The 12,730-nt window shown below is 69.5% G+C and carries 11 protein-coding genes; 1 reads left to right on the top strand and 10 read right to left on the bottom strand.

Annotated features, from left to right (window positions below; translation table 11 throughout):
- Nucleotides 1-9: 9 nt before the first annotated feature.
- The 8 genes from ISU10_RS14115 to ISU10_RS14080 all read right to left on the bottom strand — a co-directional run bounded on the left by ISU10_RS14115 (nucleotide 10) and on the right by ISU10_RS14080 (nucleotide 9,918).
- On the bottom strand, nucleotides 10-1,428 hold the full coding sequence (locus ISU10_RS14115; RefSeq protein ID WP_194697079.1) for a rhamnulokinase: 1,419 nt from the start codon (nucleotides 1,426-1,428) through the stop codon (nucleotides 10-12).
- A gap of 10 nt (nucleotides 1,429-1,438) precedes the next feature.
- The gene (locus ISU10_RS14110; protein WP_194697048.1) at nucleotides 1,439-3,490 is read right to left on the bottom strand and encodes a bifunctional aldolase/short-chain dehydrogenase; all 2,052 of its coding nucleotides are present in this window, start codon (nucleotides 3,488-3,490) and stop codon (nucleotides 1,439-1,441) included.
- The gene (gene rhaI / locus ISU10_RS14105) at nucleotides 3,487-4,689 is read right to left on the bottom strand and encodes an L-rhamnose isomerase (RefSeq protein WP_194697047.1); all 1,203 of its coding nucleotides are present in this window, start codon (nucleotides 4,687-4,689) and stop codon (nucleotides 3,487-3,489) included. The genes ISU10_RS14110 and rhaI overlap by 4 nt, the downstream gene beginning before the upstream one ends.
- On the bottom strand, nucleotides 4,686-5,057 hold the full coding sequence (locus ISU10_RS14100; RefSeq protein WP_194697046.1) for an L-rhamnose mutarotase: 372 nt from the start codon (nucleotides 5,055-5,057) through the stop codon (nucleotides 4,686-4,688). The genes rhaI and ISU10_RS14100 overlap by 4 nt, the downstream gene beginning before the upstream one ends.
- Before the next feature lie 190 nt (nucleotides 5,058-5,247).
- Nucleotides 5,248-6,288, bottom strand: a complete 1,041-nt coding sequence (gene rhaS, locus ISU10_RS14095; protein WP_194697045.1) for a rhamnose ABC transporter substrate-binding protein — start codon at nucleotides 6,286-6,288, stop codon at nucleotides 5,248-5,250.
- Nucleotides 6,285-7,367 (bottom strand): ABC transporter permease, encoded by a 1,083-nt coding sequence (locus ISU10_RS14090; protein WP_194697044.1) that lies wholly within the window; start codon nucleotides 7,365-7,367, stop codon nucleotides 6,285-6,287. Before ISU10_RS14090 ends, rhaS begins: the two co-directional genes overlap by 4 nt.
- A complete protein-coding gene (locus ISU10_RS14085) occupies nucleotides 7,364-8,404 on the bottom strand; it encodes an ABC transporter permease (protein ID WP_370865379.1) in 1,041 nt (346 codons plus the stop codon). Before ISU10_RS14085 ends, ISU10_RS14090 begins: the two co-directional genes overlap by 4 nt.
- Nucleotides 8,401-9,918, bottom strand: a complete 1,518-nt coding sequence (locus ISU10_RS14080) for a sugar ABC transporter ATP-binding protein (protein ID WP_194697043.1) — start codon at nucleotides 9,916-9,918, stop codon at nucleotides 8,401-8,403. Before ISU10_RS14080 ends, ISU10_RS14085 begins: the two co-directional genes overlap by 4 nt.
- A gap of 177 nt (nucleotides 9,919-10,095) precedes the next feature.
- Between ISU10_RS14080 and ISU10_RS14075 the strand changes: the two genes are divergently transcribed.
- Nucleotides 10,096-11,094 carry a LacI family DNA-binding transcriptional regulator gene (locus ISU10_RS14075; protein WP_194697042.1) on the top strand — a complete coding sequence of 333 codons (999 nt, stop codon included), beginning with the start codon at nucleotides 10,096-10,098 and terminating at the stop codon, nucleotides 11,092-11,094.
- 5 nt (nucleotides 11,095-11,099) lie between these two features.
- Here the strand turns inward: ISU10_RS14075 and ISU10_RS14070 are convergent, their stop codons facing one another.
- Nucleotides 11,100-11,591: a SigE family RNA polymerase sigma factor gene (locus tag ISU10_RS14070; RefSeq protein ID WP_194697041.1), complete on the bottom strand. Its 492-nt coding sequence runs from the start codon at nucleotides 11,589-11,591 to the stop codon at nucleotides 11,100-11,102.
- A complete protein-coding gene (locus ISU10_RS14065) occupies nucleotides 11,588-12,703 on the bottom strand; it encodes a hypothetical protein (RefSeq protein WP_194697040.1) in 1,116 nt (371 codons plus the stop codon). The genes ISU10_RS14070 and ISU10_RS14065 overlap by 4 nt, the downstream gene beginning before the upstream one ends.
- Nucleotides 12,704-12,730: the final 27 nt, after the last annotated feature.

The following is a 12,730-nucleotide window of genomic DNA, read 5'->3' as shown; positions in this document are numbered from 1 at the left end:
GATCCTCCCTCAGTCGCGCGGGTCGTATCGCGCGAGGTCGTGCGTGGCCGCAACCAGGGCCCGGAGGTCGGCGAGGCCGGGACCGAGTACTCCGGCGGTCCGGGCCTGCACCAGCACGTTGCCGATCGCCGTGGCCTCGACGGGTCCGGCGAGCACGGGCAGGCCGGAGGCGTCGGCGACCGCCTGGCACAGGAAGGAGTTCTGCGCGCCGCCCCCCACGACGTGAACGACGCCGATCGTGCGGCCGGCCAGCGTCGCGGCGAGGTCGAGCGCCGCTGAGACGGCTGCAGCGATGCTGAGGACGATGCACCGGACGACGGCCGGACGACCGGACGGAGGGGGTAGGTCGTGCTCGGCGCACCACCCCTCGATCCTGGCCGCCATGTCGCTGTGCCGATCATGGGGTGGCAGGAAGCGCGGGTCCTGCACGTCCACGAGCGGCACCGGTTCGTCAGCTGCCTCCGCGGCGCGCAGCAGGCCGGTCAGGTCGGACTCGCCCCAGCTCCGCAAGGTCTCACTGAGCAACCAGGTCCCCATCACGTTGGTGAGGAAGCGGGTCGTGCCGTCGACGCCGCCTTCGTTGGTGAAGTTGGCCAGCCGAGCCTCCTCGCTCAGCACGGGTCCGTCCAGCTCGAGGCCGGCGAGGGCCCACGTGCCGAGAGAGACGTAGGCGGCGTCGCCATGCCCGTCGGGTTGCATGGGCACGCCGACCACCGCAGAGGCGGTGTCGTGGGACCCGACTGCGACGACGGGGATGCGTCCGCCTGCTCGGCCAAGGATTCGGTCAGCGATGTGGGGGAGCAGTACGCCGGTCTGGTGGCCGGGGTCGACCAGGTCGCCGAACAGGCCGACGCCGAGACCGAGGCGCACCATCAGCTCGCGGTCCCACTCGCGAGTCGTGACGTCGAGGAGACCGGTGGTGGAGGCGTTGGTCCGCTCCGTGACGTGGTTGCCACACAGGGCAGCGGCGACGAGGTCGGCGATCAACAGCAGTGAGGTCGCCTGGTCGAGCTGCTCCTCGGCGCTCAGCTGGTAGAGCGTGTTGAACGACAGGTGCTGCAGCCCGTTGCGGCGATAGAGCTCCTCGGCGCCGATCAAGGCGGCCACCCGTGCAGGCCCGAGCTCGTTGCGACGCTCGTCGCGGTAGTGGAACGGCTCACCGAGGACTCGACCGTTGCGGAGCAGGCCGTAGTCGACGCCCCAGCTGTCGACGCCCACGCTGGTCAGCGCCCCGGCGGCCTGCGCCGTCGCGAGGCCGGCGATGGCATGGTCGATGAGCGCGTCGAGGTTCCAGTGCAGGCCGTCGTCACGGCGTACGGGGTCGTTGGCGAAGCGCGCGGCCGCCTCCAGGCGCAACGTGCCCGGCCCGACCTCACCGACCATCACCCGGCCGCTGGAGGCGCCGAGGTCGACGGCCGCGAACCTCATCGCCACCCAGTCACCTCAAGAACGCGGCCGCGACGCCGGAGTCGACGGGGATGTGCAGGCCGGTGGTGCGGCTGAGCTCGGGCGAGCAGAGCACGAACACGGCCTGGGCGCAGTGCTCCGGCAGCACCTCCTGCTTGAGCAGGGTGCGCTGGGCGTAGAACTTGCCCAGCTCGCTCTCGTCCACGCCGTACACGGCTGCCCGCTGCGCGCCCCAGCCGCCGGCGAAGATGCCGGACCCCTGTACGACGCCGTCGGGGTTGACCCCGTTGACCTTGATGCCGTGCTCGCCGAGCTCGGCTGCGAGCAGCCGGACCTGGTGGGCCTGGTCGGCCTTCACGGCGGAGTAGGCGATGTTGTTGGGGCCGGCGAAGACGGAGTTCTTCGAGGAGATGTAGACGATGTCGCCGCCGAGGCCCTGCTCGATGAGCACCTTGGCGGCGGTGCGTGAGACGAGGAAGGAGCCCTTGGCCATCACGTCGTGCTGGAGGTCCCAGTCGGCGACCGTGGTCTCGAGCAGGGTCTTGGAGAGGGACAGGCCTGCGTTGTTGACGACCAGGTCCACGCCGCCGAAGGCCAGCACGGTCGCGTCGACCATGGCCTGCACGGCGGTCTCGTCGGAGACGTCAACCTGGACGCCGACCGCGACGTCGGTGCCGCCGATCTCGGCGGCGGCGGCCTGCGCCTTCTCCAGCGACAGGTCGGCGATCACCACGCACGCACCCTCGGCGGCGAGCTTGGTGGCGATGGCCTTGCCGATGCCCGAGGCGGCACCGGTGACCAGCGCGATACGGGTCGCGAGTGGCTTAGGCTTCGGCATCCGCTGGAGCTTGGCCTCCTCGAGTGCCCAGTACTCGATGCGGAACTTCTCCGCCTCGTCGATGGGGGCGTAGGTCGAGAGTCCCTCGGCGCCGCGCATCACGTTGATGGCGTTGACGTAGAACTCGCCCGCCACACGCGCGGTCTGCTTGTCCTTCCCGAACGAGAACATCCCGACCCCCGGAACCAGCACGATCAGCGGGTCGGCGCCGCGGATGGCGGGCCATTCGCTGCTCGAGCCTGTCGAGACCGCGTTGCGGTCGTAGTACGCCTGGTAGTCCTCGCGGTACGGGCCGTGCAGCTCCTTGAGCCGCGCGATGGTGTCCTCGATCGACGCCGTGGCAGGTAGGTCGAGCAGCATCGGCTTGACCTTGGTGCGCAGGAAGTGGTCCGGGCAGGACGTGCCGAGAGCCGCGAGCCGGGGGTGCTCGGCCGAGGCCAGGAAGTCCAGGACCTCGGGGGAGTCGGTGAAGTGCCCGACCATCGGCTTGTCCGTCGACGCCAGGCCGCGGATGGTCGGCGCGATGGCGGCGGCCTTCGCCCGACGCTCGGCCCCGGGCAGGGCGGCGTACCCCTCGAGCGGGGCGCCGAACGGCTCCGGCTTGCTGTGCTCGGCGATGTAGGCCGCGGCGGTGTCGATGATCCAGAGGCTGTTGCGCTCGGACTCCTCGGACGTCTCGCCCCACGCGGTGATGCCGTGGCCGCCGAGGATGCAGCCGACCGCCTGCGGGTTGGCCTCCTTGATCGCGGCGATGTCCAGGCCGAGCTGGAAGCCCGGACGCCGCCAGGGCACCCAGACGACCCGGTCGCCGAAGATCTCCTTGGTCAGCGCCTGGCCGTCCGCGGCCGTCGCGATCGCGATGCCGGAGTCGGGGTGCAGGTGGTCGACGTGCGCGGCGTCCACGAGCCCGTGCATCGCGGTGTCGATCGACGGCGCCGCGCCGCCCTTGCCGTGCAGGCAGTAGTCGAACGCCGCGACCATCTCGTCCTCGCGCTCGACTCCCGGGTAGACGTTGGTCAGCGCGCGCATCCGGTCCAGCCGCAGCACGGCGAGCCCGCCCTCGGTCAAGGTGCCCAGGTCACCACCCGATCCCTTCACCCACACCAGCTCCACGGCCTCGCCGGTCACCGGGTCGACCTCGGTGCCCTTGGCCGAGGTGTTGCCGCCGGCGTAGTTGGTGTTCTTGGGGTCGCGGCCCAGGCGGTTGGACCGGTCGACGAGGGACGCGACGGTGGGGTTGGTCATGAGTTCCATCCTGCTTGGGTGCCGCCCACGCGGTCGGCCTCGATCTGCTCCTGGTGACCCGAGGCGAGGTAGGCCGCCATCGGGTCGGCCGGCAGTCCGCGCTCCTCGCGGAAGCCGGCGAGGTCGCGTCGTACGTCGGTGTAGAACGCGTCCATGTAGATCTCGTTGGCGGCGAGCACGTCACCCTCGCGCTGCGCGACGGCGAGCGCTGCCCGAGTGTCTGGGGTGTCGAGCAGCAGCGCGCGCGCCACCATCTCCTGCACGTTGAGCACCGAGCGGATCTGGCCGGGGATCTTCTTCTCGATGTTGTGGCACTGGTCGAGCATCAGCGCCGCCCGGCTGTGTCCGTCTTCGGGGCGACCGTCGTACGCGCCGCCCCTGATCACCTCAACCATGATCCGGAACAGCTGGAAGGGGTCGGCCGCACCGACGATCAGGTCGTCATCGGCGTAGAAGCGGGAGTTGAAGTCGAACGAGCCGAGCTTCCCGAGCCGGATCAGCTGGGCGACGATGAACTCGATGTTGGTACCGGGAGCGTGGTGACCGGTGTCGAGGCAGACGACCGCGCGGTCGCCGAGGGCCAGGCAGTGGACGAACGAGGTGCCCCAGTCGGGGACGTCGGTGTGGTAGAAGGCCGGCTCGAAGAACTTGTACTCCAGCACCAGTCGCTGGTCGTCGGAGAGCTGGGCGTAGATCTCGGCGAGCCCCTCTGCCAGCCAGTCCTGGCGGGCGCGGATGTCGGCCTGGCCGGGGTAGTTGGTGCCGTCGGCCAGCCAGATCTTGAGGTCGCGCGATCCCGTCGCGTTCATGACCTCGATGCAGTCGAGGTTGTGCTGCACGGCCTTGCGCCGGACCGCTGGGTCGGCGTTGGTCAGCGAGCCGAGCTTGAAGTCGTCGTCTTGGAAGGTGTTGGAGTTGATGGTGCCGAGCCCGACGCCGTGGTCCTCGGCGTAGACGCGCAGGGCGGCGAAGTCGTCGACGAGGTCCCACGGGATGTGCAGCGCGACGGTCGGAGCGAGCCCGGTGAAGCGGTGTACGGCGGCGGCGTCGGCGATCTTCTCGTGCACGGTGCGTGGGGTGCCGGCCGAGCCGAACACCTTGAAGCGGGTGCCGGAGTTGCCGTAGGCCCAGCTGGGGACCTCGATGGCCAGCGTCTCGAGCCGGCCGGTGATGTCGGCGAAGCCCTGTTGTTCGGTCATCGTGGCGTTCCTTGGTCGTTGTCGAGTGTGGCGAGCTGGTCCTCGAGGTGGAAGACCTCCTCCAGGAGCAGGAACCCCTGGTCCGGGCGAAAAGGTGTCGGCGCGTCGAGGGCCTCGAAGAACGGGGACATCTCGGCCTGCCACCGGCGGTTGACGTCGCTGTCGTCCATGGCCTTCTGGGCAGCCGCGAGGTCCGGCGACTCGACGTACCCGATGAGCAGCCCGTCGGGGCGCAGGAACAGCGAGTAGTTGTGCCAGCCGGTCTCGGCCAGCGCCCGCAGCATCTCCGGCCAGACGGTCGCGTGCCGTTCGCGGTACTCCGCGATCCGGTCGGGCTTCACCTGGAGCTGGAAGCAGTAGCGAGGCATGGCGAGACCTTTCCCATCTCGGTTGGTCGAGGAAGGCGCGCCTTCTCGTTGGTCGAGGAAGGCGCTCCTTCTCGTTGGTCGAGGAAGGCGCTCCTTCTCGTTGGTCGAGGAAGGCGCGCTAGCGCCTGTCTCGAGACCCGGTGAGTGGCTCTGCTGCCTGTTCACTCTCCGGGTCTCGAGGCTGGAGCGGCTAGAAGTTGAAGTCGGCGATGTTGTCCTTGTTGAAACGGAACGGCTCGCCGAGCAGCACGGTGGCGTCCGCGCCGACGGTGAAGTCACCCAGGTCGCCCGCGGTGAACGAGTCGCCCTCCTTGCCGGTGATGTCGCCGTCGACCAGAGCCTTGGCGGCGTAGGCGGCCAGGTAGCCCAGGTCGCCCGGGTTCCAGAGAGCGAACTCGGTGACCGTGCCGTCCTCGACGTAGTCACGCATCTGGTTGGGCGTGCCCAGACCCGTCAGCGCGACCTTGCCCTTGGCGTCCGAGGTGGACAGGTAGCGGGCGGCGGCGGCGATGCCGACGGTCGTCGGCGAGATGATGCCCTTGAGGTCCGGGTGGTCGGCGAGCAGTGCTGCGGTCGCGTCGAAGGACTTCTGGTCGTCGTCGTCGCCGTAGACCACGTCGACGAGCTTGATGTCGGGGTGGTCGGCCTCCAGGGTCGCCTTCATCGTCTCGATCCAAGCGTTCTGGTTGGTCGCGTTGGCCGCGGCCGAGAGGATCGCGATCTCACCGGCGTCGCCGATCTGCTCCGCGATCATGTCGACCTCGACGTTGGCGATGCCCTCCGCCGTGGCCTGGTTGATGAACAGGTCGCGGCATGAGGGGTCGGTGTCGGAGTCGAACGTCACGACCTTGGTGCCGGCGTCGCGAGCCGCGTTGATGGAGTCGCACAGGGCCTTCGGGTCGTTGGCCGAGATCACCAGCGCGTCGACGCCTTGCTGGGCTGCGGTGTCGATGAAGCTGACCTGGGCATCGGGACCGGCGGCGTCCGGGCCGACCTCGGCGTAGGTGCCGCCGAACTCCTTGACGGCCTTCTCGCCACCGGCGTCGCTGGTGTCGAAGTACGGGTTGCCGAGGTTCTTGGGCAGGAAGGTCACCGTCGTGGCGTCGCCGCCACCGCCACCCCCGTCGCCCGAAGCGGTGGAGGAGTCGTCGGAGCCACACCCGGCGAGACCGAGGCTGGCGACCAGCGCCATGACCGCCAGAGCGGCGAATCGGTTGTTCTTGATGATCATTGCCTTGCCTTTCGTGATTCGTCGCCGGAGTTCGGCGCCTTGGATGGCCCAGAGGCCATGGCCCTGCGCGGGAGGAGCTCCCGGACCCGCGGCAGGAAGCTGGAGGCGATCACCGAGACGACCAGGAGCAGGCCGATGATGATCTGGATGATCTCCGAGCCCTGATTGCTGAGCTGGAGGGCCGAGTTGAGGACGGCGATCAGCAGCACGCCGGCGATCACGCCGTGCAGTGCGCCGCGGCCGCCGAAGATCGAGACGCCGCCCAGAAGCACCGATGCGATCACCTTGAGCTCGAAGCCGACTCCGGTGTCGGTGGCGACCGAGTCGGACCGCAGCAGCACGTAGATGCCGGCCAGGGCGGCCACGAAGCCGCTCATGATGAACAGCAGGAACTTCGTGCGAGCGACGTTGACGCCGGAGAAGTGGGCGGTCTCGGAGCTGAGGCCGATCTCGTAGATCCCCCGGCCGAACGACGTGAAGTGCAGCAGCAGACCGAACACCACGGCCAGGACCACCACCGGGACCATGATGTTGGGGATGTTGGTGTCGCCGATCCGCTCGGTCGGCCAGTCCTGCCACGAGGCGGGGAACTCCGCGATCCGGTCGGTCTGGATCAGGCCCTCCGCGAGACCCCGGTAGAGCGCCAGGGTCCCGATGGTGACCGCCAGCGACGGCAGCCCGACGTACGCGACGAGGAAGCCGTTGACGGCGCCGAGCACGATGCCGAGCAGGAGTGTGAGGACGATGGCCGTCGGCATCGACAGCCCGTGGTCCTTGACCATCACGCCACATGCCGCCGCGCAGACCCCGAGGGTGCTCGACACCGACAGGTCGATCTCGCCGGTGATGATGATGAGCGTCATCGGGAGTGCCATCAGCAGGATCGGCGCGTACTCCTTGAAGAGGTTGTACGTCGTCAGCGGGCCGTCGAAGAACTCGACGTTGACCAGCGAGTAGACGTAGACGATCACCAGCAGGGCGATCACCGCGGACTCCCGGTTGACCAGGAGCCGCTGGACGATGTTGCGCGAGTAGACGGGGTACGCGCTGCGGGTCGCCGGCGCTTGCTGCGTGGTCATGGGGTCCCCGTCGTGTCTCGGGCTTCGACGAGCTGGTGGGTCCGGCGCAGCATCAGCACCCGGTCGAGGACGATCGAGCCGATGATGAGTCCACCGACCACCGCCCCCTGCCAGAAGTCGCTGATGCCGAGGATCGGCAGCGCCCGGTTGATGGTCACGAGCAGGAACGCTCCGATCGCGGCTCCCCAGACCGAGCCGCTGCCGCCGAAGATGGCGACCCCGCCGATCACCACTGCGGCGACCGCTTGCAGCTCGAGGTCGCGGCCGGTGCCCGCGAATGCCGTGGCGTAGCGGGCGACCGAGAAGACGCCTGCGAGACCGGCCAGGGCGCCGCAGAGCACGAACGCTGCGAAGACGCGCTTGCCGACGTTGAGGCCGTAGAGCTTCGCGGCGTCGGGATCGGAGCCGATGGCGTAGAGCTCGCGCCCCCCGCGTGCGGTGTGCAGGTAGTAGCCGACGATCGCCAGCACGAGCAGGCCGATCAGCGTCAGCACCGGGATCGTCAAGATCTGCTGGGTGCCGAGCTTCTCGAAGTTGGCCGGGATGTCGCCGGCCACGATGCGGTCGTTGCCGATCTGGTTGGTCAGGACACCGCGGAAGATGTACATGGTGCCGAGGGTGACCACGAGCGCCGGCACCCGGAAGAACGCCACGAGAAGCCCGTTGACGGCGCCCAGTGCGGCCCCCACCAGCAGGCCGGCGAGGAAGACCAGCACCACGTTGGTCTCGGGGTTGGCGATGAAGATCTTGCCGGTGACGTAGGCCGTCGCACCCAGGGTCGAGCCCACCGACAGGTCCACGTTGCGGGTGACGATGACGACCATCTGACCGATCGCCAGCAGCAGCAGGATCGAGGGCGCCAGCAGGGTGTCGCGCCAGCCGTCGCCGCTGAAGACGAACGTCGACCGCCTGGCTGTGGCGGCCAGCACGATGAGGACCAGGACGATCGCGATGGACAGCTCGCGAGAGCGCAGCAGGGTGCCGAGCATGCGAGCGCTGCGCGACTGCTGGCTGGGCTCGACGCGGAGGTCGGTCACGGCGCGGTCCTCTCGGCGGAGCGTGTGGCCGCTGACATCACGTTCTCGGGCGTCGCATCGGCGCGGGCGATGTCGGCGGTGATCCGGCCCTCGCACACGACGAGCACGCGGTCGGCCATGCCGAGCACCTCGGGCAGCTCGCTGGAGATCATCAGGATCGCCAGGCCCTGTCCGGCGAGCTCCGACAGCAGCCGGTGCACCTCGGCCTTGGTGCCGACATCGATGCCGCGCGTGGGCTCGTCGATGATCAGCAGCTGCGGGTCGGTGGCCAGCCACTTGGCGATGACGACCTTCTGCTGGTTTCCGCCGCTCATGGTCGCGGCCGTCATGTCCAGCGCGTTGGTCTTGACCTCGAGGCGTGAGGCCCACGGCCGGGCGGCCTTGTACTCCGCAGCGGCGGTGAGGAAGCCACTTCTGTCCAGGCGACCGCGGATGACGGACGCGATGTTCTTGCCGACCGAACCGTGCAGGACCAGACCTTGCTGGCGGCGGTCCTCCGGCACGAACGCCATGCCGGCGCGGATGGCGGCTCGCGGGTCGTGCGGGGGGACGGCCTTGCCGAGGAGGGTGACCGATCCGGCGTCGTACGCGTCGACACCGAAGATCGCCCGGGCGATCTCGCTGCGGCCGGCGCCGACGAGACCGGCGAGCCCCACGATCTCGCCGGCCCGGACCTGGAAGGAGACGTCGTGGAACTCACCGGCCGTCTCCAGGCTTCGTACGTCGAGGACGACGTCGCCGAGGGGTGCGGGCGACTTGGGGAACAGGTCACCGACTTCGCGGCCGACCATCTTGGCGACGATCTGGGACTCGGAGGTCTCGGCGATGCGGTCGGTGGCGATGTAGGAGCCATCGCGCATCACGGTGACGGTGTCGCAGAGGTCGAAGACCTCGTCGAAGCGGTGGGAGATGAACACTAGTGCTCGACCCTCGTCGCGCAGGCTGCGAGCCACGGCGAAAAGACGGGCGACCTCGTTGCCGCTCAGCGCGGCGGTGGGCTCGTCCATGATCAGCAGCCGGGCATCGAGCGAGATGGCCTTGGCGATCTCGATGATCTGCTGGTCGGCGATCGACAGACCCAGTGCCGGACGGCGCGGGTCGATGTGCACGCCCAGCCGCGTGAAGAGGGCGTTGGCCTCGCGGTGCATGCCCGCCCTGTCGATGCGGCGGTTGCGGCCGGTGGGCATCCGGCCCATGAAGATGTTCTCGGTGACCGAGAGGTCGGGGAAGAGCGTCGGCTCCTGGTAGATGACCGCGATCCCGGCGTTCTTCGACTCGGCTGTCGACCCGAAGTCGACGGGCTGACCACTGAGGAGGAACTCGCCTCCGTCGCGGCGGTAGACGCCGGCCACGACCTTGACCAGCGTCGACTTGCCGGCGCCGTTCTCGCCGACCAGCGCGTGGATCGAGCCGGCCTCGACGCGGATGCTGCCGGACCGCAGCGCCACGACCGGACCGAAGGACTTGGAGACGTCACGCAGCTCGAGCACCGCGGTGGCGTCGCCGTCGTTCATGAGTCCTCGATCTGCCTGTCACACTGGCGTGAATCCAATTGAAAGGTTTCAATTGGATGAGCAGACCGTAGGTGACGACGTTCACATCCGTCAAGGTTTTGCACTAGATTGACCGCGGACAGGCTGGCTGAAGCGTTACAGCAGCTGCCCTTCAATCAGGACAACGGGGGTGAGGCGATGGCCGGCGTCAAGGACGTCGCTGCCCATGCGGGTGTCTCGCTCGGCACCGTCTCCAACGTGCTCAACCAGCCGCACCGAGTCAGCCCGGCCACCCGTCGCAAGGTCGAGGAGGCGATGGTCGAGCTGGGCTTCGTGCGCAACGAGGCGGCCCGCCACCTGCGCTCGGGGCGCAGCCGGACGCTCGCCTACGTGATGCTCGACGCCGCCAACCCGTTCTTCACCGACGTCGCTGCCGGCATCGAGGAGACGGCCGAGAGCGGCCGCTTCTCGCTCTACATGTGCAACAGCGACAACCGCGTCGACCGTGAGGTCGCCTACCTCGACCACCTCGTCGAGCAGCGGGTGCAGGGCATCTTGGTGACGCCGATCGATCCGGAGGCCGCACACCTGGCTGCGGTCGCGCACCGCGGGACACCCGTGGTCGTGGTCGACCGGACGCCACGCGAGCAGGCCCTGTGCTCGGTGGCGGTCGACGACGTGCTCGGCGGCAGGCTGGCGGTCGAGCACCTCCTCGACCGCGGGCACGAGCGCATCGCCTTCGTCGGTGGGCCCGAGTCGATCGGGCAGGTCCGCGACCGGCTGGTCGGTGCTCGTGGCGGACTCGACGACGCCGGCGCACCACCTGTGACCGTGATCGCGACCGAGGCGACGACCGTGCGGGAGGGCCGGACGGCTGGCGAGCGGATCCTCGGCCTGCCACGTGCCAAGCGCCCGACGGCCGCGTTCTGTGCCAACGACCTGCTGGCTCTCGGGCTGCTGCAGCAGCTCGTCGGCTCCGGCCTCGCCGTTCCCGACGACCTCGCGATCGTCGGCTACGACGACATCTACTTCGCCGGCGCCGCGGCGGTGCCTCTCACCTCGGTGCGCCAGCCCCGCCACGAGCTCGGCCGCCGGGCCGCTCAGCTGGTCCTCGACGAGGCCGACAACCCGGAGCACAGCCACCAGCAGGTGGTGCTGCTGCCCGAGCTCGTCGCGCGGACCTCGACCCTGGGCTGACAGGGTCAGGCACGGTCGGCGGCCAGCGTCTCCCGCAGCCGCTCGAGGCCGCGGGCGCAGTACCCCTTGACCGTGCCCTCGGCGATGCCGAGCTCGGCCGCGGTCTCCGCGACCGACAGCCCGACCCAGTAGCGCAGCACCACCGCGCGTCGCACCATCGGGCCGAGCTCCGCAAGGGCGTCCAGCAGCACCGCGCGCTCCTCATGGCCCGGGCCCGTGGCGACCTCGGCGTCGTAGCCCTCGAGGCCGGATCGTTCGCGGCGCCGCCACGGCCGCCGGTGCTCGTCGATGTTGGCGCGCACCATGATCTGGCGGACGTAGCCCTCCTCATGCCCGTCGCGCTGGATGCGCGGCCACGCGACGTACGCCTTCGCCAGTGCCGTCTGGAGCAGGTCGTCGGCCTGGTGCCAGTCGCCGCAGATCAGGTAGGCGACGCGCCGCAGGTGGTCGCGGCGCGACGCCACGAACTCCGAGAACCCGGCGTCGCGCTCGCTCACCACGCGACCTGCGCCCGCTGGTCGGCCAGCCAGTCCTCGATGGACGCGTAGCCGTCCTTGGCCACCCGGATCGTCTGGGCACCGTTGAGCCCGCTGGGGCCGAGCTCCCACAGGGCCCACCACGTCTTGGCGTCGTAGCGCACGACGTAGGCGACCGAACGACGCGGTGGCTCGAGACCGAGGGGGTTGTCGACCTTCCTGACGACTTCGGCATCGGGTCGGATGACCGGCATCCCACCGGCGCCCAGGTCCCACAGCGGTGGCATCGGCCCGGCAGCGGTGTAACCCGGGCCGCCGGCGCGAACCTCGTCGATCAGCTCCTGCAGGGTCTGCTTGTCCGGGTCGCCGTAGGAGCCGCCGTTGGGGGTCAAGACCGCCAGGAAATGGTCTTTGCCCTTGCGTACCTCGACCGCGACCGAGGTGTACGGCGCCTGCAGGTCCAGCGGGTTGTCGATGCGCTGGAGCACCTCGACCCCAGGCTCGATCTGGAGCTTGCCCATCGAGTCGGTGGCGACCAGGGGTGGCGGGCCGTCGCTGCCGGGGTCGGGGGGCGACTGCTGGCTCTGGTGCATCCGCTGCGCCCACTCGCTGAACGGCTGCTCGAGCTGGGCGGCCACGTTGACCGAGCCGCTTCCGTCCTTGCTCCAGTCGACGTACCACCAGGTCTCGTCACCATCGAGCACGACGTCGACCGCCACAGCACCGGAGTCCTGGCTGATCTCACCGAGGGTGAGCGCATCGCGTACGTCGCCGCCCGCGATCCCGGTCACCTCACCGGTGGCCTCATCGATGCTGAAGCCGCGCACGCGGTCGGCGTCGGCCTCGGTGTCGGTCGAGTCGTACGTCGTCGTCGCCGTCGGCCCAGGCGGCTGCGGGCCGTCTGGTGAGGTGTTGTCGGTGACCAGCGAGCGCTCGCCGTCCGGCCCCGCAGAGACGGCGCCATAGCCGGTCGCCACAGCGACGATGACGACAGCGACCCCGAGCCCCCGTCCGAGCCGGCGCTGCCGCAGGCGGCGTCGGCCGCCGGCCACGAGGTGCGCAACGGTCGGTGCCGGCGGCTCGTCGACGAAGAGGGTGGCGAACTCGCTTCGCAGGTCGGTCTCGGGTGCCATGCCTACCTAACGGAATCGGTGACCGGT

The organism is Nocardioides agariphilus (assembly GCF_015352445.1).
Lineage (GTDB): Bacteria > Actinomycetota > Actinomycetes > Propionibacteriales > Nocardioidaceae > Nocardioides > Nocardioides agariphilus.
The sequence above is the reverse complement of the archived record's forward strand: the minus strand, read 5'-3'. Positions and strand labels throughout refer to the sequence as shown.

Excerpts from the sequence above, each read along its gene's own strand:
- ISU10_RS14090 (WP_194697044.1), bottom strand. The coding sequence starts at position 7,367 with ATGACCACGCAGCAAGCGCCGGCGACCCGCAGCGCGTACCCCGTCTAC.
- rhaS (WP_194697045.1), bottom strand. The coding sequence starts at position 6,288 with ATGATCATCAAGAACAACCGATTCGCCGCTCTGGCGGTCATGGCGCTG.
- ISU10_RS14115 (WP_194697079.1), bottom strand. The coding sequence starts at position 1,428 with ATGAGGTTCGCGGCCGTCGACCTCGGCGCCTCCAGCGGCCGGGTGATG.
- ISU10_RS14075 (WP_194697042.1), top strand. The coding sequence starts at position 10,096 with ATGGCCGGCGTCAAGGACGTCGCTGCCCATGCGGGTGTCTCGCTCGGC.
- ISU10_RS14100 (WP_194697046.1), bottom strand. The coding sequence starts at position 5,057 with ATGCCTCGCTACTGCTTCCAGCTCCAGGTGAAGCCCGACCGGATCGCG.
- ISU10_RS14065 (WP_194697040.1), bottom strand. The coding sequence starts at position 12,703 with ATGGCACCCGAGACCGACCTGCGAAGCGAGTTCGCCACCCTCTTCGTC.
- ISU10_RS14110 (WP_194697048.1), bottom strand. The coding sequence starts at position 3,490 with ATGACCAACCCCACCGTCGCGTCCCTCGTCGACCGGTCCAACCGCCTG.
- rhaI (WP_194697047.1), bottom strand. The coding sequence starts at position 4,689 with ATGACCGAACAACAGGGCTTCGCCGACATCACCGGCCGGCTCGAGACG.
- ISU10_RS14080 (WP_194697043.1), bottom strand. The coding sequence starts at position 9,918 with ATGAACGACGGCGACGCCACCGCGGTGCTCGAGCTGCGTGACGTCTCC.